Genomic DNA, 20,796 nt, shown 5'->3' with positions numbered 1-20,796 from the left:
GTTAGTTATAGGTCCGGCCCCCGTTTCGCAAGGCAAATTTGTAATTTGCCTTCGGAACAGGCTCTGATACCCGTTGGCTGGGGCCAGAATGGCCGGAGCGTCTGATGACATGGCCTGGTTGCTATCCCAGACAAGTAAATCTCTTCATTGCAATGTCAAAAGTCTGGGCATTTTGCCCTCGCCTCACCATAATTGCGGTGGTGATTGTCGTGGGGAAAGATTCACCGAACTTTAGGCAGCAACGCAGGACATTGCGCGCGGTCAATCGCCGCAGCGCTAAAAACACTAACAACCACGCGAGAACACTTTGATGTCGTCACCTGTTTCCAACAAGATCGCGCTCTTCATCGACGGAGCGAATCTTTACGCAACCGCAAAGACGCTGGGGTTCGACATCGACTACAAGCGCCTGCTGAAGGAATTCCAGGGCCGCGGCACGCTACTGCGCGCGTTCTACTACACGGCGATCATCGAGGATCAGGAATATTCATCGATCCGTCCGCTGATCGACTGGCTCGACTACAACGGCTACACCGTCGTCACCAAGGCCACCAAGGAATTCATCGACGCCAGCGGCCGCCGCAAGGTCAAGGGCAACATGGACATCGAGCTCGCGGTCGATGCCATGGAACTTGCCGAACACATCGACCAGATGATTCTGTTCTCCGGCGATGGCGACTTCCGTTCGCTGGTCGAGGCGGTGCAGCGCCGCGGTGTTCGCGTGACCGTGATCTCCACCATCGCCAGCCAGCCTCCGATGATCGCCGACGAACTGCGCCGCCAGGCCGACGTCTTCACCGACCTGGTGGAGTTGCAGTCGAAGCTTGGCCGCGATCCGTCCGAACGTCCGGCCCCGCGAGAGCCGCGCCATCACTCCCCGCAATTCCTGCAGCGCGCGACCACCACCACCGTGGCCCCCCGGGGAGCCGATGACGATTTCGACGAGTAGTCTCGTCCCCTCATCCACCCGACCCCACAGCAACTGTCCGCTCTGTCCACGGCTGGCCGCCTTTCGCGCCGAGGCCCGTGCGCGCGAGCCGGGCTGGTTCAACTCGCCGGTGGATTCCTTCGGCGATGCCAACGCGCGGGTGCTGATCGTCGGGCTTGCTCCGGGGCTTCAAGGCGCGAACCGCACCGGCCGCCCCTTCACCGGCGATTACGCCGGTGATCTGCTGTATGCCACGCTGCTGGAATACGGCTTTGCCAGCGGCGTCTATCAGGCACGGCCAGACGACGGCCTCAAGCTGGTCGATTGCCGGATCAGTAACGCAGTGCGCTGCGTGCCGCCGCAGAACAAGCCGATGCCCGCGGAGATCAACACCTGCCGGCAATTCCTGAGCGCGACCATCGCGGCGATGCCGAAGCTGCGCGCGATCGTGCTGCTCGGGCGCATCGCCCACGAATCGACGCTAAAGGCGCTGGGGCTTCGCCTGGCTGCGTCCCCCTTTGCGCACGGTGCCGTGCATATGGCCGGGCAATTCAAGCTGTACGACAGCTACCATTGCTCGCGGTACAACACGAACACCGGCGTGCTGACGGCCGATATGTTCCGCAAGGTCTTCGCGAATGTGCGGAAGGAACTTGATTAACGGATTGGATTCCGATTTGCCCCGGAATCGAAGTTTGGGGATGTCGTGTCGACACCTCGCCTGCACGCGTAGCGATCTTGCACAACGCTTCAGACCGTCTGTAGATTGTCCTTCAACCAGTCCAGCACGTCGCCGGCGCTCCGGTCGGGTGGAAATACCGGATAGAACACGTACGTGATGCGCGCGTCGTCGATGATCAGCGCGAGCCGCTTGATCAGCGTCAGCCCGGCAACCGACATCGTCGGCAACTTCAGCGCGTGTGTCAGTTCCAGCCCCTCGTCCGACAGCACCGGGAACGGCAGATGCAGCCGCGAGGCCATCTCCGTCTGGTACTCGTTGCTTTGCGTCGACAGACCGAACACATGGGCGGCGCCGGCCGCCTTCAGCTCGGCGAACAGGTCGCGGAAGGAGCAGGCCTGCGGCGTACAGCCGCGGGCGCCGGGGATCATGTCCCAATCGTCGACCAGCCCGATCTTGCCGGGCTCGCCGGTGCGCGGATAGGCGAACACCACCGTGCGGCCATCGAGCGCCGACAGCGCTACTGACGTATCGTTGGTAGCGCGCAGCGTGACTGAGGGGATCGTCATGCCGGTCAGATGCGCCGCGCCGCCATCGTCCGACGGCGCCGGAATCTTGCTCCAGTCGACTTCGGTCAGGCTGTTCTGGCTCATCGCATCGATCTCCGCAGATCGTCATTGCGAGCGCAGCGAAGCAATCCATAGTGTGGCAAGGATGAAGATGGATTGCTTCGTCGCTTCAGCGCAAAATTCCTTTGCAATTTTGTCGCGAGCTCCTCGCAATGACAGACGAGTAATCCCTATCCCCGTGCCCGCATCAGGCGGCCCTTCTCGCGGCCCCAGTCGCGCTTCTTGACCGTCTCGCGCTTGTCGTGGAGCTTCTTGCCCTTAGCGACCGCGAGCAGCAGTTTGGCACGGCCGCGCTCGTTGAAATAGAGCTTCAGCGGAATGAGGGTCATGCCCTCGCGATCGACCGCGCCAAGCAGCTTGTTGATCTGCTTGCGATGCAGCAGCAGCTTGCGCGGGCGCTTCGGCTCGTGGTTGAAGCGGTTGGCCTGCAGGTATTCCGGAATGTTGGCATTGATCAGCCACAGCTCGCCGTTCTTGGAATCCGCATAGGATTCCGCGATTGTGCTCTTGCCGCTGCGGATCGACTTCACCTCGGTACCGGTCAGCGAGATGCCGGCCTCGATGGTGTCCTCGATGGCGTAGTTGAAGCGGGCCTTGCGGTTCTCGGCGACGACCTTGATCGGGCGCTCGTTCTTGTCGGCAGCCACTTTAGCTCTTCTTGAGGAGGTCGCGGATTTCCGTCAGCAGCTCGACCTCGGGCGTCGGCTTCGGCGGCTCCGCGGGTTTCACTTCTTCCTTGCGCTTGAATTGGCTCATCACGCGGATCACGATGAACAGCACGAAGGCGATGATCAGGAAATTGAGAGTCAGCGTGATGAAGTTGCCCCAGGCCAGCACCGCGCCCTGCTTCTTGGCGTCGGCCAGATTGCTTGCGGTCACCGACTTGGCAAGCGGCGTGAAGTAGTTGGAGAAATCGAGGCCGCCGGTGATCGCGCCGATGATCGGCATGATGATGTCGCCGACCAGCGAATTGACGATCGCGCCGAAGGCCGCGCCGATGATGACGGCGACGGCGAGGTCGACGACGTTGCCCTTCATGGCGAACTCGCGAAATTCCTTCAGCATGTCCATCCCCTTCTGTTCGACGTTACGCACAGGATTATTGGCGGCTATCCCCGCACGCCTCAGTTGATCAGCCCGGCATGCACCATGGCGCTGCGGACCGCCGCGCGAGTCGATTCTGAGACCGGGACCATCGGCAGGCGCAGCTTCTCATCCATCTTGCCGAGCAGCGACATCGCGTATTTGACCGGCGCGGGATTGCTCTCGATGAAGAGGTTGGTGTGCAACGGCATCAGCTTGTCGTGGATCTTCAGCGCGGTTGCCGCATCGCCCTTCTGCCAGGCGGTCTGGAATTCCGAGCACAGCCGCGGTGCGACGTTCGACGTCACCGAGATGCAGCCGTGGCCGCCATGCGCCATGTAGCCCAGGATGGTCGCATCCTCGCCAGACAATTGGTTGAAGTCTTCGCCCATCGCGGCGCGCTGCTGCGAGACCCGCACCATGCTCGCGGTCGCGTCCTTGACGCCGGCGACGTTCTTCAGCTCGAACAGCCGCTTCATGGTGTCGACCGACATGTCGATCACCGAGCGCGGCGGGATGTTGTAGATGATGATCGGAATGCCGATCGCGTCGTTGATCGCCTTGAAGTGCTGGTACAGGCCTTCCTGGGTCGGCTTGTTGTAGTACGGCGTCACGACCAGCACCGCGGTCGCGCCTGCCTTCTCGGCATGTTCAGCCAGCTCGATCGCTTCCTTGGTCGAATTCGAACCGGCGCCGGCGATCACAGGCACCCGGCCCCTGGCCTCCTCGATGCACCATTCGACCACCCGCTTGTGCTCATCGTGGCTCAGCGTCGGGCTCTCGCCGGTGGTGCCGACCGGCACGAGGCCGTGCGTGCCCTCGGCGATCTGCCAGTTCACGAGGCTGCGGAACGCCGCCTCGTCCACCCCGCCGTTTTTGAAGGGCGTCACCAAGGCGGTGAATGACCCCCGGAATTTTGTCTTGGCTGCCATGGACTTCCTCCAACGCTTCAGGCTGCGGCTGCGCCGACGATCTTGGTTCTGGCGTACTTCCCGCTCGCACGCCGCCACTCGGCACGCGCGAAAACGCCGTGAAGGGCAATTCATATCGGGTCTGGCGTAGGGACGAAAGGGCCGCATCGTACCTATCCCAGCCGCGATTTTGCCGTGGTGTTGGCGCAAACAGCCGCACCAGCGACGCTCTTTAGCATTTTGTCCACATATTCAATCAAATAAAGATCGATGGCCCGAGCGATCAGGTGATTCGGCGCCGCAGGGGACCTCCGTGATCCGTTCCGCCCGCGCAGGCACATTGCGATCGACCGCATTGGCGACCAGCCTGGCGCTCGCAGTCGGCTTCTCGGCGATTGTTGCCGATGCGTGGGCCGACGCAAAAGTTCCATTGCCCAAGCCGCGGCCGGTTTCCCGCAGCGCAATTCCGAAGACAACCCCAGCCATCGCGACCCGAGCCGCACCGAAGGCGGCGATGGCTCCGCCGATCTCGATCGCACCCGCGCTGGTTCCGGCGACCCGCCAGCATGTCGCACCGGCCGTACGCAGCAAGCCGTTGTTGCCGGCGGCGGTGGCCGCGACATCGTCAACGTCACAGTCGGACAAGGAGACGCTCAAGACCGTCGTCGAGCTCCTGCGCAAACGCAGGCCGGGCGACGCCACCGACGCCGAGTCCTCGATCTCCGATCCGGTGGCGCGCAAGCTTGCGGAATGGCTCATCCTGCGCAGCGAGGATAATGGCGCGTCGGTCGAGCGCTACCGCAGCTTCCTCGACGCCAATCCGAGCTGGCCATCGCAGACATTCCTTCGCCGCCGCATCGAGGCCTCGCTGTGGGACGACCGCCGGGACGACTCCGCGGTCTGGGCCTGGTTCCAGAATGAATCGCCGATCTCGGCCAAGGGCCGTCTCGCGCTGGCCAAGGTGATGATCGGACGCGGTGACCGCGCCAACGCCGAACGCCTGGTGCGAGAGGCCTGGCGCAACGACCCGATGAGCGAGGACACCGAGAGCACCGCGCTCGATCTGTTCGGGTCGTTCCTGACCGCCGGCGACCACAAGGCGCGCATGGACACCATGCTCTACGGCACCGAGAACGAGGCCGCCGGCATGCGCGCGGCAAGACGTCTCGGCTCCGGCTATGTGGCGCTGGCGAAGGCCCGCATCGCGGCCAACCGCAAGGCCTCGAATTTGCGCGCGCTGCTCGAGGCCGTGCCGCGCGAATTGACCGGCGACACCGGCTATCTCTTCGCCAGGATCCAGCTGCTCCGCCGCGAGGAGAAATTCGCCGAGGCCGCGCAATTGATGATGAGCGCGCCGAGGGAGCCCGCGCGTCTCCACAACGTCGACGAATGGTGGGTCGAGCGCAGGCTGCTGGCGCGCAAGATGATCGACGTCGGCGAGTACCGCACCGCCTATCTGATCGCGCGCGACGCCGCGATGCCCGCCCGCGGCATCTACAAGACCGAGCAGGAATTCACCGCGGGCTGGATCGCGCTGCGCTTCCTCAGGGATCCCGCGGTCGCCGCGCAGCACTTCGCGCGGATCGGCGTCGGCAGCAGCAATCCGACCGCGCTGGCGCGGGCCGGCTACTGGCAGGGCCGCGCCGCGGAAGCCGCCGGCCGTGGCCAGGAGGCCCGCGCCGCCTATGCGCGCGCGGCCGAGCAGTCGACGAGCTATTATGGCCAGCTCGCGCGCGCGAAACTCGGCCTGCCCCAGATCGAACTGAACGGCGTGCCGCGCGGCCGCGGCGCCGAGCGGCTGGAGATCGTGCGCGCGGCAGCGCTGCTCTATGACATCGGCGAGCGCGAGCTCGCGATCCCGATCTACAGCGACATGGGCGACAATGGCGATCCGGAAGCGCTGGCCGGACTCGGCGAATTGACCGCACGCCACGGCGATGCGCGCGGCATGCTGCTCCTGGGCAAGGCCGCGCTCAACCGCGGACTGCCGTTCGACCACTACGCCTATCCGGTCAACGGAATCCCCTCATTCAGGCAGGTCGGTCCGGAGGTCGAGCCGAGCATCGTCTACGCCATCGCGCGCCAGGAAAGCGCGTTCAATCCCGCCGTGGTGTCGCCGGCGCAGGCCTATGGCCTCATGCAGGTGACGCCGGAGGCCGGCCGCTACGTGTGCAAGCGGGCAGGCATCGGCTTCGACCTCAATCGGATGAAGACCGATCCGGTCTACAACGCGATGCTCGGCGCGGCCGAGCTCGGCGGCCTGCTCGAAGACTACCGGGGCTCCTACATCCTGACCTTTGCCGCCTACAATGCCGGGCGCGGCAGCGTGAGGAAGTGGATCGAGCGCTATGGCGATCCGCGCGACCCGAAGGTCGACGCGGTCGACTGGGTCGAGCTGATTCCATTCTCGGAGACGCGGAACTACGTCCAGCGGATCATGGAGAACCTGCAGGTCTATCGCGCCCGCTTCGGCGGCGGGACCAAGCTGCAGATCGAGGCCGACCTGCGGCGCGGCGCCAGCCTCGAATGAGCCGACGCCGAAGGTTTTCAACAGCCTATCCGGCAGACGCCCGAATGCGGCGCAAGATCGCCTCGTAAGCCATTGTCAGGAATAGCAATTCCGCGAATTTTGGCGTCCGGCGGGCGCCGGATCAGGCTGGCTGACTGGCAAGCCGGCGGGCCGTTTGCGCCCGATCCGGGCCCTCGGCCCTGACGTCAAGTCGAGCTGCCATCAAATCACCTTGCCGCAATCTGAATCTGCCGCTTGCGGCTCAGCGCCCTCTCGGGCATATCGGCGCCACTGGAGACGTGGCCGAGTGGCTGAAGGCGGCGGTTTGCTAAACCGTTATAGGCTTGTAAAGGCCTATCGAGGGTTCGAATCCCTCCGTCTCCGCCATATTTCTTAAAATTCCTAGGAAATTCGCAGGCATACGAATTTCTACCCACACATGGACCCACCAAAAAGGTGGAGGCGATCGCATGCTGAGCGCATGGACCGTCGCTGCTTTGGTGGTCGGACCCCTTTTGATCTGGTTTGTCGTCCAGGCTCTATCGGCCAAAGATCAGACAGGCCGCACTCACGATCAGTGATGTTCACCGCCGCGCCCGTTGCCGCACGCGCCGCGCGCTACCGCTTTTGCCGCGAGGTCCTATTTGGTCTCAAGGTTGCACGACACGTTGGTGAGCGTGCCGGTGCCCGCACCGACAAACACGCTGACGTCGGTCCAAATCGCTGTGCCTACCGTCAGGCCAGTGATGATACCGTCCATTGACCACGGAAATTGCGCGTTGGCGCCGGCGTCGAATCCCTCGACCTGGGAGCCGACGGCCGTGCCGATGGAGGATGATCCGTTGGATGGAGCGGTCCCGGTGCCGTATTGAAGCCGCAGAACAGTGCCGGCCGATGCCGTGTTGTTCGACATCGTACCATGCATGTGGACACGGACACGGCTGGTAGTCGGCGTAATTGTGCAGGTCGACCCAAGACCCATGGCCACAGCGGTCGCTGACGACGTGCCGGTCGGATTGAGAGACGAGCTCGACTGAAATAGCGTCGGCGTACCAGCGAGACCTCCTGAGCCGTTCAGGGCATTGCCGAGTGCGGTCTGCACACTGGTGCCGAGCCCGGAAATCGCGTTGAGCGTAATCTGGGAATAGGTGGGCGGCAGTGATGCCCCCTGGCTGATCAGCGGAAGACTGGAGTTGCCGACAGTGCCGGCGACTGAGCCGAAGCCCGAAGCTCCAGCATATAGGGCGCCATTGGTCGTGTATGATGTCGCCCCCGTGCCGCCGTTGCCATAGGGTAGCGTACCGACTACGCCAGTCGATAGCGGCAATCCGGTTGCGTTGGTCAATGCGCCCGACGATGGCGTACCAAGCGCACCACCATTGACCACGAAAGCGCCCGCAGATCCAACCCCGACGCTCAATGCACTCACCACGCCCGCACCGGTCGGCGTGCCGGTGATCGTATTGGCCGTGTTGTACTTCGCCAGGTTGCCGGCCGTGCTGACGCCGATGCTGGCGCCGCCGCCGGTCGGGTACTGGCTGAACTGGGACGCGCCGACCTGGAAATTTCCGCTGCCGTCGGTGGTCGCCGAGCCGATATAGGTCCGGGTCGTGTCGCCGTTCTTGACGAAATAGCCGGAGACGGTGTCGGTGATCGGCGAGGTCGCGGAGACCTCGATCGCGCCGGCCCAGGGCGCGTTGGCCGGTGCGGAGTTGTAGAGATAGAAATAGTAGGCCGTGTTGGCCGAAAGGCCGCCGATCCCGGTCCTCGTGATCGTGGTCGAGGGGATCATGTACTCGACCCACTCACCGGTCGCAGCCAGATGCAGCGGCATCGCGAAGCCGTAGCCGATGCCGGAGAGCTGCGCGGTGTTCAGCGCGCTGATCGAGAACTGTGCCTGCCCGGTGATGCCGGCGAAGGTGAAGCCGGAGAACCGCGTCTGGCCCGGATTATCGAACGTCTGCCAGTAGACGTTCTTGACCCGGATGGTATCGACCAGCGTGTTCGATCCGGTCGCCTTGAACGCAGTGTAGGTGTTGTTTCCGGATGTCGCGCGGACCTCGACCTTGTCGAGCAGGATGTCGCCGATCGGCGCCGCTGCCGAGTTGATCCAGAAGCAGCCCTGCCCGACATTGCTGTCGTTGTTCAGGCACTCCGAATTGGTCATCAGGAAGCCGCGCAGGCCGCCGTCGACATAGATGTGCGGCAGCACGGTCGAGATGTTGTTCTCGAAATCGACGCCGTCGATCGTGATCTGGAGCGAGGTGTCGGTGCCTTGGATGTAGAGGTCGACGTTATGGTTGATCGTGAACGCGCTGTTCTCGATCTGCGCGATCAGGTTCTTCAGCCGCATGCCGCCGGTGGTCGGCGGGACCGACGTGCTGGCGGTGCCCGCGCCGTTGATCGAGGTATTGATCAGCCGAACGTTGGAGCCGAAATAGCCGCCGGTCGGCGCGCTGAGATCGAGGCCCCAGCCGGCGACGTTGTCGACGCGCACACGATCGAGCACTCCGACAAACGCCGCATCAGGATCACCGGCGCTCGCGGTGCCGACGATGGCGCTCCCGGACAGGCCGGTGATCTGCAGGTCCTCGAGCTTGAAGTTCGCGGCGCGGTGCAGAAAGATACCGCTGGATGCCGCTGGCGGCGAGGTCGCCAAGGTCGTGATCTTGAACGACTTCAGGACGATGCCGGACTGGAAGAAGCCGTTTGCGGTAGTGTCCGCCGAGAACAGGTAGCCGTTCGCGACCCGGTTGTCGAAGATGGTCTTTTCCCGGCCTTGGCCACGGATCTGCAAGCCCTGTGTGAACAGAGTCGTCCCGGTCGCGACATAGGTCAGCGGCTGGCTGATGAGGCAGGTGCCAGCCGGAAACACAACAGGCCGGCCGGCCGCAACATTGATCGCGAGCTGCGCGGCGGCGGAATCGTCCGTCGTGCCGTCGCACTTCACGCCGTAGGTCGTGGCATAGACTTCGGGCTGGCTGGCGATGCCGAGTGTTGCCAGCAGCGTGTTGAACGGGATTGCCTGCGACGGACCGGATGATGTTCCGGTCCCAATGCGCCCGATCACGCTCCGATCCGGGACGGTGGGGAATTGCTGCGAGAACGCTGGAGTCGATCCGGCGATTAGCAGCATCACTGCTGCCAACTTCAAGGATTTGAGGCCGCTCATCAGATGAAACCGAGGTTCGATATTCGGCGGTATCCTCGAGCGGGGCGCCGTCTCCTTTCTGCCGTGTCCCTTCCGGGGGGCGCTAAACTCTCAGCCGTGTCCTTGCGGGGGCTGCACTCAACCGGTACGCAACAAACCTCATCATCAAGAATGTTGGACCCAGTTCTCCCCGCGCTGGGTCCCCCGCGGATGAAAGGCGCCCGCCGACGCCCTGGAGCTTGTTGTCATGTTATGACGTTCGTGTTGATCGCGTGCCCAAGCGGCACCGTCCACCGCATCGTCAAGCCCGTGCTCGGCGCCCTCGCAGACTTTTGACCGCCTTTTTCAAACGCATTGAATCGCAGCGGCGGGTCGAAGCTCAGCCACTGGCCGTTGACCAAGTACTGTAGCTCGGGCGCATCCACACTATCCGCAAGCGCGCCGGATACGTTCGCCGAAACAAGCGTCGACGCCATGGCCGGGGCGAACGGCGGAGAGTGAGTTTTCAGGTTGGTGTGCGAGGTCGTGGTAACGGCCATTTTCTCATCTCCTCAATTCACTGGCACCGGCGAGTGAAGATGCTTCCACTCGAGCGCGTCCAAATCGCGATAGGCCGAATGCAGAACGATCGCGGCAGCAGCCGACGCGGCGGCTTCGTTACCGTCGGTCTCCCTGGCGCGTTCGACGTCAGCGATTTCACGGGCATCGAGCGTGCAAACCAGGTCCTTCAGCTCGCCTGTCGTCCTGTTTTCAAACCGGCACGAAAACTTCATCAGTGCCTCATCACTTTGCGAGCGTAAATCACGGCGTGCCGAAGCTCTCGTCGCAGAACATGAACCCCGCGGGCAGCAGAGAGCGAAAGGCCTCCGGATCCAGGCGCGAACGCTTTGCCTGCACGAACTGATGCCTGGTGAGCAGCACCGAGGCGGCCTTCATCTCACCGGTCTTGGGGTTGATCATTGCGATTTCGTGCTGCGTCATTTTCCATTCTCCTTCGCTTTTGCCTCTTCCACCGGCGCGATCCTCATCGCGGAGGCGATGTTGAGGAGGCGCGTCGCCTCAGGATCCCCTGAGAGCAGCTTCTTCGTGAATTCGATGTCCCGCTTCCAGGATTCGACCTTCGCGTCGACGGCAGCACGTAGCGCCGGCGTGATCGAGCGCTTGCCCTGGATGTACTCCTGAACCTCGCGACCGGCCTCGCTGATCTCGGGCGACAGCCCAGCCTTGATGAGATGATCCAAGGTCTCCGCCGCGTCACGCCGCTCGGCCGCTGCGCGGGTATGGGCAGCCAGCTCCTCGACCGTCGGCTGCGGGAGTGCACCACCGCTGGCGGATGCGACCGCATATTCCTTGGCCATATCAGCCAAGCGTGCGGTCGCCTGTTCTGCAGTCATGCTGAAGATGTCGATGTCGGTCACGCTGCTTCCTTCCGAGCTGCGCCGGCGAGGTCCGCCGCGTTCAAGGCGTCGATCTGCTTCTCGATGTCGTCGACGACGACGCGGGCGGCTGCCCGGTATTCATCGAGAGCTGCCGGCGTCGCGGAGGGATCGAGAGTGTCGGCCGGCCACAGCGGCCGCGCGAAGGGCAGCGCGACGAAATCGTTCGTCTTGGGCTGCCGAAGCGGCGCCAGCCGGTGAAGCTCGGCAAGGATCAGCAGGTCGAGAGGACCATCGCTGCGGCCGCCGAGGCCAAGGGGCCCGATTCCGACAAGGGGAAACGCGACACCAGCGGGCAATGTCTCCTTCGCGCCCCGGGTCGCCTCAATGTAATCGCCGAAGGCTGCCGCCATCGTTGCCGCGGCGGACATCAGCGCTTCCACCGCCTGATCGCGGGCCGCCATATGGGACTTGAAGGCGGTCAAGCGCTCCGCCCGCTCCGACGCCGCCACGGACGCAACGCTCTCGCGGTCGAGCCGAACGGCCAGGTCCAGCGCCGACCGCATCTCCCGCACGCGGCTCTCCGCCAGCGCGGTCTTCTCGCGGTGCACAGCGAGTTTGCCGGCTGCGCCTGGCTTGTTTTCGGCAGCCGCAAGGGCGAGTTCGGCGGTCTCGGTCTCGAGCACGGCAACCGCTGCCAGCGCACCGTCAAGCTTGGCATGGACCGACGGCGCGCGAGGGATCGGGGGCGGGTTCATGCAGCGCTCCGCTGCTCCGGTACGCTCGTCTGCTTGGACGACAGCGCGTCCTCGACCAGATTCGACAGAAACTGAGCGGTCGGCCTGCGATCCGAGGCTGCGGCCGCCTTGATCGCGTCAGCGACCTCCGGTCTCGTCCTGAAACTGAAAAGTGGTTTGCTGGACATCAGCGTCTCCATTGGATGTCGCCAATGTCTCTTGCTGGCGATCACCCAGCAACGCACTCAGTGCGCGTCGGCGCGCACCGCGCGTGTTCTCAAAGCGCGGGCGTTTACGCGGCGTCCACCGCGGCCGCATGCGATCGGCCTGCTCCGGATCCTCCACCAGCTCGATCCGCACGATCTTCAGCGCCAAGGCGCCCAGCATTGCGCCGAGCGACACCGCGCCCAGTTGCTTGATTGGCACCGGAGAGAGCAGCTTGCCCGTATAGCCGGACTGCAAGCCAGATATGTCATCGATCGTCTCGTGCGTGATGTCGAGCTCGTTCCGCCGCTCACGCAGCAGCTGGACCAACTCGGCGCACGTGCTGACAACTTTCGGCGTCATCGTGGACAGAAGCTTCCGGAGCCGGCGCGAAAGGAGAGCGGGAGCTTCGATTTGGAATCGTGTCCGGCGCTTCCCTGCCCCCCACACCCGCCCCCCGTCTTTTTGGTGGAAATACTGGAGAATTCGCGCAGGTCAGCCGTTTCGCCAGCGAGATCGCGCGCTCGCCGATCTCTCAACCAGTGCGAAAGACGTGGAAGCATCGCGCGCGAAAACCCTCGCCGACGGACATGCCTTCCGCCATCAAGCAGTGGTTTGCGCCAGATTTGCGAGGATCCCTGCTTGGCTACCCACTCGCGCACCCACAGTAACACGTTACGTGATCGCCAAGGCGAGCGGAATATACCCGGCGAGAACGCGTCGACGCCGAGCGTTATGTGTTGATGCGTCGTGACGAGCTTTCTCAGAGCTCTTGCTCCTCTCTTCCCTTCATGGTGGTGGAAGCGACAGCGGCCTCCATGGCCGCGGCGGGCGCTTCCAACGCCAGGGGGGTATGGGGGGTTGGAGAACAGGCGTTGGAAGGGGTGTTGGAAGGCGTTGGAATACCCGTTGGCACCCTCGTTGGTAGGGGCGTTGGAAGTGTCGGGGGAGCGTTGGAAGGGCGTTGGAAGGCTCACGGCGCCACCGTTTCGATGTGTTGGCGCCGCTTGCTGTTGGGTCCAGTCTCGACGGTTCTGATCTTGCCGGTACCGAACAGGCGCTCCATCGCTCGACGAAAGGCCTCGGCGGTGGTGCCGTTGGCTTCGGGGTCCAGAGCGAATTCTGCCGGTGCGCTGCCCTTGGCGGTGTTGGCGTGAACCCGACGCCCTTGCGCGTTGCGCTTGTCGAGCAGCCGCAGGAAAAGCTCTTCGACGTCGCGCTCCGCAGCCGCGCGATATGGCGAGGCCTCCCCGGCCATCGCGGTGGTGAAGGTCAGGCCGCCCCAGCGGAGCGTCACCTTCTCGCCGGACCGGCCATAGTTCGATTTCTTGACCTCGAGCTGGCGGCTGTCCTGGTCGTTCTTCTCGGGGTCAGACAGGTGCAGCAGGGAGCGCACCGAGTTGCGCCAGTCGACGCTGTTGGCGGTGCCGCTACCGTCCGCCATGCCGCGGACGCTGGGGTGATCGAGCAAAACGATTGCGATGTCATGCTCCCGGGCGATCTTGCGCAGAATCGCGAGGAACGCGCGCACCTGCCGGCGGGCAATGGCGTCGCCGTCGAACACCGCGGCTATGGAGTCGATTGCAACCAGGCGAGGCTTGTTTATCGCGACCCATTTCTCGATCTCAGCCAGCAGCGGCGTTTTGGTCACCCTGCCCGTCCGGCTGTCGGCGGACGCCAGCCACGTGCTCTCGAGGTCGGGGAAATGGAGGTGCAGATCGGGCAGCCGATAGGGATCCAGACAGCGGTGCTTGCAGATGCGCTCGATCCGATCCCGGACGTTTGCCTCGGGCTCCTCGCACGAAACAAACAGCGCCGGTCCAGCCTCAACTATGCTACCGAGCCAGTCACCGAGCTCCGCGGCCACCGACACCAGGAGCTGCACAGCGATCTCGGTCTTGCCGGCGCCACCATTCCCCGAAAGGATCGTGAGGTCGCCCGACGGTATCCGACCCGACGCGAGCCACCGCTGCTGTGGCGGCTCGGTCCCTCGCCATTCGCAAGGTGTGATCGGTGCGAAGTGGGCGGCGGCAATCGGTTCCTGTTCGTCAGCCGGCATCGGTTCGGTCGACAGGCCGTAATCCTCCGGCCCCGTGGGAAACGGTGGCTCGTCGTCTGCTTGAACGCCGATACCGTTCCTGGCAAACGCCAGCGCTACGCCGCTGCTGCGATCGAGCATTTGCGCCTCCAGATTTTGTGCAGATGCTCGGCATCCAGCGGATGCTCCGCGAGCCATTCCGCCAGGTAGTCCGGATCGTCCTTGTCGACCACGATCCAAAATGCATCGACGGTCGCGGCCGGGGTGCGGCAGGTCGGCTCGGAAGCCTCTTCGACGGGTGGCCGCTTGGCGTCCTCAGCTTCCCAGCGCGCGATGATCTGGCGCCCGTAGTCGGGATCGTACGCGAAGTCGGCCTCTGCCTCGGCGTGCTCATGGGCCCAGATGAAGGCGGCCGCGATAACGTCCTGGACGCGGTCTTGACCGAGCTCGTCGAGGAGACCAGCGCGCGCAGCGTAGTACTGCAGCCCGTCAACAGCGGCCTGGACCTCCATCTCGCCATAGGCGCAAAGGAGTGCCCTCTTCTCGGCCGCGGCGGTGAGTATTTTGATAGGCGCGGCCGCAGTCATTCCGCGACCTCGTCGCCATCGATCAGGCCGAGCTCGCGCGCCTTCTCGATCGCTTTGGTGATGCCCTTGAGGAGATCCGGGAGCCGGGTCACCTTCATCGCGATGCCCTTCGCGGTCGGCACCAACTTGCCTTCGCGATTCATCGCATGCTTGCGAACGTCGATCAGATTCTGATCTTTGAACGTTGAAAGGGTGACGACGAGGGCGTCGTGGCGCCGATTGAGCCAAGCCTGATGGACGATTACCGGCTCGGAGAGCTTGGGGCATACCGTCATGATCAGGCCGCCCGCTTGTTGCTTGCCTCGAGACGCCGCTGGACGTAGTCGAGCAGCGAAGCCACAACGACCTGACGCCGGGCCCCATCCATGTAGGACCGGATCTCCTTGGCATTCAGCAGTTCGTAGAATTTGGTGCGGCCCGCGTTGATCGCGCGCATGCCGTCTTCAGGGCTGCAAACAATCCTGCCCTTCAGGAATTCGGGAAGTTCGGGATTTGACATGTGACCGTCCGTATCCGTGTGCATTCGGTACGGTCAGGATCGGTGATTTGCGACAATCTGTCGGACGGTAAGGGCCGATAAAGGCCGCTAATTAATTTCCGGCCTCAATGCGTTTGAGCATCTCGGCGATCTTCTCCCGGACGCGGGATTCCTTGATCGGCTCTTTGCGCTGCTCCAGCAATTCGGCAGCCCAGGTCTCAACGTCTGCCTGTAGCCGCCATGCAGGATCATCATTCTCTAGGTTCGGAAAGCCGCGCTTCCTAATCTCCTCCCGAAGGGCAAGTTCAACTGCATCCCAATCAGCAGTAGACCGTCGCCCTCGCCTTCCTACGCTGGCAACAACCGCGACTTTTGGAGCTCCGTGGTTGCGGCAGAGCCAATCGGCGAGATCATACTCGCTGAACTGCTGGCCTCTGCTGCCGATACTGGCGATGCCGTCATCCGCAGCAAACATAGGCCTGTCGTCGCGGACTTCGCCCGAGTGTAGAGCGGCCTTTAGGATCGCTTCGGCGCGCCCACTGCTACAGCCGACATGCTTCCGGACAACGTCGACCGCATCCGCGCGGGTCAACCAACGGTCATTCATGGATTTCACCGCGCACCGCAGAGACTCGCGCGGGACAACATCGCCGCGGTGACGAGCGATGCGACGGATGGCCCTCCGGCCCCGCGCGAACTGGATTCTGAACCCGAGAGCACCCAAACCAAAGGGCGCTCGCGCGATATCCACTGTTCTCGTTACAGCGTTCCCGGCGCAGGAATGCGCGGCCAGCCTAAACCATTGATATCGCCCGCACCTGGTCCTCACGGTCCCGGAGCGCGAGCGATCAACTCATTGAATCTGCTGAGCGTCGTCAGTCACCGATTTAACACTGCGCGACAGCAACAGATCGCGATCGGAGCGTGAACGTCAGGCGGCGCGCCTCGCAAAATCTCGGATCTCAGCCAAGAGTGACTGGTCCGGTTCGAAATCCAGTACCTCGTCGCAGACCTCGATTGCCCGTACGCGCACCAAGAGGCCAGCCAGCGTCAACGCGGGAATCTCGAATATCTTCTCCACGACCCGGGCAGTCCTTCTGCGCGCTCGGCTGAAATTAGCAAATGCCTTGCTATAGCCGGTCTCATCAGACGCAGGGTCCCAGGCTTTGCTCCATTCCTTCCAGCGTGCTCGGGCCGCAAAATAGCACGCGTTCTCGTCATCGGGATCGATACCCATTTTCTCATAGCGCACCCGGTCCGTAAGCTTGTGCAAGCGAGAGGATTCCTCGCTCAATGGTCTCTCGAATGCGAGCAACCGCTCAAGTTCTTGGCCGAGCTCGAGCAGTTTGGCGTCTGGACGAGATGCCGCAGGCACCTCCCGATCCAGCTGCGGCACCGAGCACATGCCCGTAAGATCATCGGCAAGGGAAACGGCGACCTGCTGATGCTGACGGTAGTCTCCGATCAAATCTTGCAGCTGCAAAGCAGATGCCTTGGCGCGATAGCCCTCCTTTGACGTGGCGGGCCGCTCGATAAGGCTCGCAATGTTCGCGTTGCAGCGATCGAGCAATGCCGCGTATTCATCCGTCTCCTCCGCCTCTTCGCCGAGGTCCCCAAGCATCTTGTTGACGGCTTGGTAGCAGGCGGCAAGAGCCTGCGCGGCGTCGATGAGTGCGCGGTCTTGCAACATTGGCTCCGCCGGCCCGACGGGAGGCGACCAAGGATGCAGGCCACTCATTCCTCGGACAGCATCGTCGATCGTCGCCGCAAGTGCAGCGAGGTCTTGCGACTTCCAAACGCTGCCGTTTGCATGCATGTCGTCAACTTCGTTCCGCACCCAGGCGGTCAGAGCCGAGAGGCCGGCCGGGGTCGACGGTCGCGTCCGCATTACGCGGCGTGTAGCCGCGCCCAGTCGATCGGCCGCCTCATCCGGGACGTCCTCTCCAACTTGGGATACGCACGCTCTGTCGGCATCGCGAAAAACTTCGAGCGCAGCGAAGATCGGATCGGCTTCAGTGACGGCAGCAATCGACGGAGTAGCAACGGGCAAAGCAGCGGCGATAGCCGCGGTGGACACGATCTTATTCATCAGGGATCTCCTACTCAGGACAACGCTCTCGGCGCGCGGCGTACAAGTCGGCTCGGCCGTCGATGGTTCGAGCGGTGTGGGCGGTGCCTGCAATGCGCCCGGAGGGCTAGCTGAGATCGGAGGTGATGGAGAAAATTGAACGGCGCCGGCGGCGCTGATGCTGTCGGTGGTCATGGTGGTGCTCTCGGTTGTCGGCTTTCCAAGGCCGTTGCCGGTGACGGACCGGCAGCCGGGAGTTGGAAACCACCCGAGAGAGTGGCGGCGGCGCTTTTAAGGGTTTCCCCTCTGGACATGGCGCGGCCCTCCCGGCCATAATGGCCAGGTCGGAGCGCACGCCAATGCGCTACCCACATTCAGCCGACGTCATCCCGACGCCAATCGGGACACATGCTGACCAAGCATGAAGCGGCTTTATCTCGGTCCGGGTTTCCAAGCCCACGGACAGCATCCACTGATTTGCGTTAAAAATCCATCCCCTTTTGGGGGCGCCATGGTATTGGAGCCAAATGAAAGAGCGCCCCGCCGTCAAACCGCACGACTGGATTCGAGTCGATGGCGTTTCCTGTGTCGTCGCCGTCGTGCGCGATCCAACTGATCCTCTCGGTGATCTTGAAGTCGTGTTCGATCGTCAAAAGCCGGCCAATGTCGACGTAAAATGGACAGGGGAAGAGTGGGCCTTCTGCAGACCTGGCGACCTTGGCGGTTATGCAGACCGCTATCCCAGACTTAGCTCGTTCGTTCGCACGCTCAAAGCCGGCCCACACGTGCGCTGAGGTCCCACGACGCGCGTAGCTCGCCGCCGCACCCAGCCCCCGTCTATTTACGGGCTTGCCCTCCACCAGTGGTTGCGCTTAGTACCTCGCGGCTGGGGAGGCGTTTTATGAGAAATTTGGGAATGGTGGCGTTTGCCGCCGTGTTGGGCGGTTGCGCGTCGTCGGCGGCGGACATCACGCCGAACTACGTTTCACCTGTGATGTATCAGTCCTACACGTGTCAGCAGCTCGCGCTCGAGGCGCAGGGCGTATCCGCGCGTGCGGCGGCTCTCTCAGGCGCTCAGGACAGCCAGCGAACGAAGGACACGATCGCGACGACAGCGGCAGTTATCGTCTTCTGGCCCGCGGCGTTCCTGGTCGGTGGTGACAAGCAGACCGCAGCCGAGCTTGGTCAGATGAAGGGACAGATGGTCGCGATCGAACAGGCCTCGATCGCCAAGAAGTGTAACATCCAATTTCAAGATAAGCCGCCCCAATGATCTGGCTCAAGAAACGATTCGAGTTCGCCGAATATGCGCCGGCCATGGACCGGCTTGAAAATCTCCTGATGTCGATGCCTGCACGGTATGCTGAGTTTCTCATGGTCAGCGTTAAAACCGAGAAGCCGCTCATCTCCGATTACTACATTGGCGTTCCGACAGCGGAGGTGGCAGATGCATTCCCCGAATTCGAACGGATATCGGAGGGTGATCTGCCGAAGGAGATCGACACCTTTCACTTGGGTGACCAAACCAAACAGCCGTTCACCAGTCGGTTCAAATTTCGAGAACGTTGGTAACGCTGGGAGGCTTATGCAAGGTGAGGGACAACCGCAGTCACAATTGAGCGCACGAGATGGCAGGGCCGGTCGACACGTTCTTGAAAATCAGCGTTGCTGTCTCGCTTCTGGGGGCAGCCGGTAGCGTTGGCTATTACTACGCAGTCTATCTGCCCGCACGTGACGCACAGATGGACCGCGATCGCAAACTGGAATCAGCAAGGGCTGAATACGCGAGGCAGGCAGAGCAGAATCGGATCGCAGCAGAACGGCGCGACGCAGAGGCTCGCCAAGCTGCTGAAAGGCGTGAGGAGGAAGATCGACAAGCCGCCGCGCGCGAGGCAACGCAAGCGAAATACCGAAATTGCTTACGCAATGCGCGAGAGGACTATTCCGCGAATTGGGCGCAGGCCTGCAAACGGATATATGACAATGCCGTGAGAGGGAATAAAGACTGCCTTTCGGCAGGCACGGCAAAATCAACGTGTGACCTGATCTACAGCACTAAGAATTACTCGCCCGACTGCACTCTTTCTAGGCTCGTTGGAACGGACATCGAGGATACATGGGATAAAGCAAAAAAGCGGTGCCTCGATGAGAGCCGCGCAGGATTGCAGTGAACCGGATCGGCCGACGCACCGCGATCTGCATGCTGGCAGTGCTCGTGGTAGCTGCGGCGTGGGCGCTGCTACGATAGTCCTGATTGCGCTCGGCTTCCGGTGCGCGCCTTGCCGCCTTGGCTGCCTCCATCGCGCCGGCTTGCATTTCTCGATTTTCATCGGGAAGCTATGGTGAGCGCGGCCACGGACCAATTAGATCGATCACGTCTTTTGCATCGGTCGTGTGGGACCATGCCTCAGTGGCCAACAGTTCGAGCAACTCAATATTGTCACTCTGATATCGGCGAATCGCGGTGTACGCGAGATTGTCGTCCCCAGGTTCGTGGACGACCCGGATCTTCTGATCAAACTGCGCGCACGCTTCTTTGATGTCGCCAACACGGCCGCAGGCAAAAGCCTGCTTTACAGTAACCTTCCGGGTCTTCGCCAAGAAAGCTGCCACCGCGGCGACACGATCGTGAGTGGAGCCTGCAAAAAACTCGAGCCAGCTCGCTGACAGGTACCCTTGGTCCTTCGGGTACAAGATAAACGCTTGCGGAAAAATGCCGCGAATTGCTCCGCTGTCATCCCTATCGATTTGCTGGAAACTCACATGTCTGACGACATGATGGTCGTCAGACAAGGATTTTGTCGTCATCTTGGAACAAATGATCAGGCTCGTATGGACTAATTACATCGGGCACGCGGTAAATCTTTGTCTTGCCGGCCGCGCTTTCCCTGAGATCCCCCCTCGTCCGCGAAATCACCCAGCGAACCTCATCATCGTTCAAGCTCTCGATTACGACGCGACCATCCTCCCTACTCCACGAGGCTAAGAAATGCCCCGTCGGAGAAATCCCCAAGCCTGGTCGCTTGGTAGGATGCAAATAGATTACCAGTCGGAGAAACGTCGAAAACGACTTCTCCGACGGCATTGTAAACTCCGGAGCCCATTCTTCCGGATCCATGAGGGCATCTAAATTCGCGAACAGACGTGCTCGCCAGTTGGGATCAAGATGCATCCCCACCGATGCGGCAAGTCGCTTTAGCGCGACCTTCTTCTCGGAGAGCTGGCCAGCCAACGTGTCGCTTTTCGGCTGGATGTTCTGTATTTCTGAAATTTTTTGAGCTGACCCGGTCAGGATGCGCCGCATCGCGCGCAGTCGCGCGCTGGCGCCCTCAGCGTCGACTCCCGAGCCGGCTGATGGCGGCGGCACAACGATCCGCAGATCCTCTGAGAACGACGGGACCTTGAAATCCTCCACCCT

General features: G+C 62.5%; 26 protein-coding genes and 1 tRNA gene. 8 read left to right on the top strand and 19 right to left on the bottom strand.

All coding sequences use genetic code 11. From position 1 onward, the window contains the following. Positions 1-310 precede the first annotated feature (310 nt). Together MTX23_RS16065 and MTX23_RS16060 are read left to right on the top strand one after the other, a co-directional pair. Positions 311-949, top strand: coding sequence for an NYN domain-containing protein (locus MTX23_RS16065; protein WP_280977649.1), 639 nt, complete (start codon positions 311-313; stop codon positions 947-949). Next, complete coding sequence (locus MTX23_RS16060; protein WP_280977648.1) at positions 930-1,589, top strand: uracil-DNA glycosylase; 660 nt, start codon at positions 930-932, stop codon at positions 1,587-1,589. Before MTX23_RS16065 ends, MTX23_RS16060 begins: the two co-directional genes overlap by 20 nt. 89 nt (positions 1,590-1,678) lie before the next feature. Here the strand turns inward: MTX23_RS16060 and MTX23_RS16055 are convergent, their stop codons facing one another. The 4 genes from MTX23_RS16055 to dapA form a co-directional block, all read right to left on the bottom strand. Continuing rightward, on the bottom strand, positions 1,679-2,260 hold the full coding sequence (locus tag MTX23_RS16055) for a peroxiredoxin (protein WP_280977647.1): 582 nt from the start codon (positions 2,258-2,260) through the stop codon (positions 1,679-1,681). A 146-nt stretch (positions 2,261-2,406) separates the two neighbouring features. Beyond that, entirely contained in the window at positions 2,407-2,883 is a 477-nt protein-coding gene (smpB, locus tag MTX23_RS16050) for an SsrA-binding protein SmpB (RefSeq protein ID WP_066513928.1), read from the bottom strand. 1 nt (position 2,884) lies between these two features. Beyond that, positions 2,885-3,301 (bottom strand): large conductance mechanosensitive channel protein MscL, encoded by a 417-nt coding sequence (gene mscL, locus MTX23_RS16045; RefSeq protein WP_280977646.1) that lies wholly within the window; start codon positions 3,299-3,301, stop codon positions 2,885-2,887. Positions 3,302-3,360: 59 nt separating this feature from the next. Beyond that, positions 3,361-4,251 carry a 4-hydroxy-tetrahydrodipicolinate synthase gene (gene dapA / locus MTX23_RS16040; protein WP_280977645.1) on the bottom strand — a complete coding sequence of 297 codons (891 nt, stop codon included), beginning with the start codon at positions 4,249-4,251 and terminating at the stop codon, positions 3,361-3,363. Between the two features lie 292 nt (positions 4,252-4,543). On the opposite strand from dapA, the gene MTX23_RS16035 reads away from it, so the two are divergent. Both MTX23_RS16035 and MTX23_RS16030 read left to right on the top strand, forming a co-directional pair. Continuing rightward, positions 4,544-6,760 carry a lytic transglycosylase domain-containing protein gene (locus tag MTX23_RS16035; RefSeq protein ID WP_280977643.1) on the top strand — a complete coding sequence of 739 codons (2,217 nt, stop codon included), beginning with the start codon at positions 4,544-4,546 and terminating at the stop codon, positions 6,758-6,760. Positions 6,761-7,032: 272 nt separating this feature from the next. Further along, positions 7,033-7,126: transfer RNA gene (locus MTX23_RS16030), tRNA-Ser, on the top strand. A gap of 253 nt (positions 7,127-7,379) precedes the next feature. On the opposite strand, the gene MTX23_RS16025 is transcribed toward MTX23_RS16030, so the two are convergent. The 13 genes from MTX23_RS16025 to MTX23_RS15965 form a co-directional block, all read right to left on the bottom strand. Next, entirely contained in the window at positions 7,380-9,809 is a 2,430-nt protein-coding gene (locus MTX23_RS16025) for a glycosyl hydrolase family 28-related protein (protein ID WP_280977641.1), read from the bottom strand. A gap of 326 nt (positions 9,810-10,135) precedes the next feature. Beyond that, a complete protein-coding gene (locus tag MTX23_RS16020) occupies positions 10,136-10,429 on the bottom strand; it encodes a hypothetical protein (RefSeq protein ID WP_280977640.1) in 294 nt (97 codons plus the stop codon). A gap of 12 nt (positions 10,430-10,441) precedes the next feature. After that, complete coding sequence (locus tag MTX23_RS16015) at positions 10,442-10,663, bottom strand: hypothetical protein (RefSeq protein ID WP_280977639.1); 222 nt, start codon at positions 10,661-10,663, stop codon at positions 10,442-10,444. A 28-nt stretch (positions 10,664-10,691) separates the two neighbouring features. Beyond that, the gene (locus MTX23_RS16010) at positions 10,692-10,871 is read right to left on the bottom strand and encodes a hypothetical protein (protein ID WP_280977638.1); all 180 of its coding nucleotides are present in this window, start codon (positions 10,869-10,871) and stop codon (positions 10,692-10,694) included. Further along, positions 10,868-11,308: a hypothetical protein gene (locus tag MTX23_RS16005; protein ID WP_280977637.1), complete on the bottom strand. Its 441-nt coding sequence runs from the start codon at positions 11,306-11,308 to the stop codon at positions 10,868-10,870. Before MTX23_RS16005 ends, MTX23_RS16010 begins: the two co-directional genes overlap by 4 nt. Further along, positions 11,305-12,024 carry a hypothetical protein gene (locus tag MTX23_RS16000; RefSeq protein ID WP_280977636.1) on the bottom strand — a complete coding sequence of 240 codons (720 nt, stop codon included), beginning with the start codon at positions 12,022-12,024 and terminating at the stop codon, positions 11,305-11,307. Before MTX23_RS16000 ends, MTX23_RS16005 begins: the two co-directional genes overlap by 4 nt. A gap of 117 nt (positions 12,025-12,141) precedes the next feature. After that, a complete protein-coding gene (locus tag MTX23_RS15995; protein WP_280977634.1) occupies positions 12,142-12,570 on the bottom strand; it encodes a hypothetical protein in 429 nt (142 codons plus the stop codon). A 610-nt stretch (positions 12,571-13,180) separates the two neighbouring features. Further along, positions 13,181-14,386 carry an AAA family ATPase gene (locus MTX23_RS15990; protein WP_280977633.1) on the bottom strand — a complete coding sequence of 402 codons (1,206 nt, stop codon included), beginning with the start codon at positions 14,384-14,386 and terminating at the stop codon, positions 13,181-13,183. Further along, complete coding sequence (locus tag MTX23_RS15985; RefSeq protein WP_280977632.1) at positions 14,362-14,832, bottom strand: hypothetical protein; 471 nt, start codon at positions 14,830-14,832, stop codon at positions 14,362-14,364. The genes MTX23_RS15990 and MTX23_RS15985 overlap by 25 nt, the downstream gene beginning before the upstream one ends. Then, entirely contained in the window at positions 14,829-15,107 is a 279-nt protein-coding gene (locus MTX23_RS15980; RefSeq protein WP_280977631.1) for a transcriptional coactivator p15/PC4 family protein, read from the bottom strand. The genes MTX23_RS15985 and MTX23_RS15980 overlap by 4 nt, the downstream gene beginning before the upstream one ends. 2 nt (positions 15,108-15,109) lie before the next feature. After that, on the bottom strand, positions 15,110-15,331 hold the full coding sequence (locus MTX23_RS15975; RefSeq protein WP_280977630.1) for a DNA-binding protein: 222 nt from the start codon (positions 15,329-15,331) through the stop codon (positions 15,110-15,112). A 91-nt stretch (positions 15,332-15,422) separates the two neighbouring features. Then, positions 15,423-15,917: a hypothetical protein gene (locus MTX23_RS15970; protein WP_280977629.1), complete on the bottom strand. Its 495-nt coding sequence runs from the start codon at positions 15,915-15,917 to the stop codon at positions 15,423-15,425. Positions 15,918-16,241: 324 nt separating this feature from the next. Further along, positions 16,242-17,399, bottom strand: a complete 1,158-nt coding sequence (locus MTX23_RS15965; protein ID WP_280977628.1) for a hypothetical protein — start codon at positions 17,397-17,399, stop codon at positions 16,242-16,244. A gap of 506 nt (positions 17,400-17,905) precedes the next feature. On the opposite strand from MTX23_RS15965, the gene MTX23_RS15960 reads away from it, so the two are divergent. From MTX23_RS15960 to MTX23_RS15945, 4 genes are all read left to right on the top strand, one after another. Then, positions 17,906-18,172 (top strand): hypothetical protein, encoded by a 267-nt coding sequence (locus MTX23_RS15960; RefSeq protein WP_280977627.1) that lies wholly within the window; start codon positions 17,906-17,908, stop codon positions 18,170-18,172. 107 nt (positions 18,173-18,279) lie between these two features. Then, positions 18,280-18,651 carry a hypothetical protein gene (locus MTX23_RS15955; protein ID WP_280977626.1) on the top strand — a complete coding sequence of 124 codons (372 nt, stop codon included), beginning with the start codon at positions 18,280-18,282 and terminating at the stop codon, positions 18,649-18,651. Then, positions 18,648-18,950: a hypothetical protein gene (locus MTX23_RS15950; RefSeq protein ID WP_280977625.1), complete on the top strand. Its 303-nt coding sequence runs from the start codon at positions 18,648-18,650 to the stop codon at positions 18,948-18,950. Before MTX23_RS15955 ends, MTX23_RS15950 begins: the two co-directional genes overlap by 4 nt. Before the next feature lie 56 nt (positions 18,951-19,006). Continuing rightward, positions 19,007-19,549: a hypothetical protein gene (locus MTX23_RS15945; RefSeq protein WP_280977624.1), complete on the top strand. Its 543-nt coding sequence runs from the start codon at positions 19,007-19,009 to the stop codon at positions 19,547-19,549. A 166-nt stretch (positions 19,550-19,715) separates the two neighbouring features. Here the strand turns inward: MTX23_RS15945 and MTX23_RS15940 are convergent, their stop codons facing one another. Beyond that, entirely contained in the window at positions 19,716-20,171 is a 456-nt protein-coding gene (locus MTX23_RS15940) for a hypothetical protein (RefSeq protein WP_280977623.1), read from the bottom strand. Beyond that, positions 20,164-20,793, bottom strand: coding sequence for a hypothetical protein (locus tag MTX23_RS15935; RefSeq protein WP_280977622.1), 630 nt, complete (start codon positions 20,791-20,793; stop codon positions 20,164-20,166). Before MTX23_RS15935 ends, MTX23_RS15940 begins: the two co-directional genes overlap by 8 nt. Positions 20,794-20,796 lie beyond the last annotated feature (3 nt).

The organism is Bradyrhizobium sp. ISRA436 (assembly GCF_029910015.1).
GTDB lineage: Bacteria > Pseudomonadota > Alphaproteobacteria > Rhizobiales > Xanthobacteraceae > Bradyrhizobium.
Note: the sequence above shows the minus strand (reverse complement) of the source record. Positions and strands in the feature narration are given on the sequence as shown.

What these genes read in the sequence shown, in the direction of transcription:
- MTX23_RS16010 (WP_280977638.1), bottom strand. Translation starts at nt 10,871, where the DNA reads ATGACGCAGCACGAAATCGCAATGATCAACCCCAAGACCGGTGAGATG.
- MTX23_RS15990 (WP_280977633.1), bottom strand. Translation starts at nt 14,386, where the DNA reads ATGCTCGATCGCAGCAGCGGCGTAGCGCTGGCGTTTGCCAGGAACGGT.
- MTX23_RS15950 (WP_280977625.1), top strand. Translation starts at nt 18,648, where the DNA reads ATGATCTGGCTCAAGAAACGATTCGAGTTCGCCGAATATGCGCCGGCC.
- MTX23_RS15970 (WP_280977629.1), bottom strand. Translation starts at nt 15,917, where the DNA reads ATGAATGACCGTTGGTTGACCCGCGCGGATGCGGTCGACGTTGTCCGG.
- MTX23_RS15975 (WP_280977630.1), bottom strand. Translation starts at nt 15,331, where the DNA reads ATGTCAAATCCCGAACTTCCCGAATTCCTGAAGGGCAGGATTGTTTGC.
- MTX23_RS15960 (WP_280977627.1), top strand. Translation starts at nt 17,906, where the DNA reads ATGAAAGAGCGCCCCGCCGTCAAACCGCACGACTGGATTCGAGTCGAT.
- MTX23_RS15965 (WP_280977628.1), bottom strand. Translation starts at nt 17,399, where the DNA reads ATGAATAAGATCGTGTCCACCGCGGCTATCGCCGCTGCTTTGCCCGTT.
- MTX23_RS15995 (WP_280977634.1), bottom strand. Translation starts at nt 12,570, where the DNA reads ATGACGCCGAAAGTTGTCAGCACGTGCGCCGAGTTGGTCCAGCTGCTG.
- dapA (WP_280977645.1), bottom strand. Translation starts at nt 4,251, where the DNA reads ATGGCAGCCAAGACAAAATTCCGGGGGTCATTCACCGCCTTGGTGACG.
- MTX23_RS16060 (WP_280977648.1), top strand. Translation starts at nt 930, where the DNA reads ATGACGATTTCGACGAGTAGTCTCGTCCCCTCATCCACCCGACCCCAC.
- MTX23_RS16065 (WP_280977649.1), top strand. Translation starts at nt 311, where the DNA reads ATGTCGTCACCTGTTTCCAACAAGATCGCGCTCTTCATCGACGGAGCG.
- MTX23_RS16020 (WP_280977640.1), bottom strand. Translation starts at nt 10,429, where the DNA reads ATGGCCGTTACCACGACCTCGCACACCAACCTGAAAACTCACTCTCCG.
- MTX23_RS15980 (WP_280977631.1), bottom strand. Translation starts at nt 15,107, where the DNA reads ATGACGGTATGCCCCAAGCTCTCCGAGCCGGTAATCGTCCATCAGGCT.
- MTX23_RS15985 (WP_280977632.1), bottom strand. Translation starts at nt 14,832, where the DNA reads ATGACTGCGGCCGCGCCTATCAAAATACTCACCGCCGCGGCCGAGAAG.
- MTX23_RS16000 (WP_280977636.1), bottom strand. Translation starts at nt 12,024, where the DNA reads ATGAACCCGCCCCCGATCCCTCGCGCGCCGTCGGTCCATGCCAAGCTT.
- MTX23_RS16015 (WP_280977639.1), bottom strand. Translation starts at nt 10,663, where the DNA reads ATGAAGTTTTCGTGCCGGTTTGAAAACAGGACGACAGGCGAGCTGAAG.
- MTX23_RS15945 (WP_280977624.1), top strand. Translation starts at nt 19,007, where the DNA reads ATGGCAGGGCCGGTCGACACGTTCTTGAAAATCAGCGTTGCTGTCTCG.
- mscL (WP_280977646.1), bottom strand. Translation starts at nt 3,301, where the DNA reads ATGCTGAAGGAATTTCGCGAGTTCGCCATGAAGGGCAACGTCGTCGAC.
- MTX23_RS15955 (WP_280977626.1), top strand. Translation starts at nt 18,280, where the DNA reads ATGAGAAATTTGGGAATGGTGGCGTTTGCCGCCGTGTTGGGCGGTTGC.
- MTX23_RS16055 (WP_280977647.1), bottom strand. Translation starts at nt 2,260, where the DNA reads ATGAGCCAGAACAGCCTGACCGAAGTCGACTGGAGCAAGATTCCGGCG.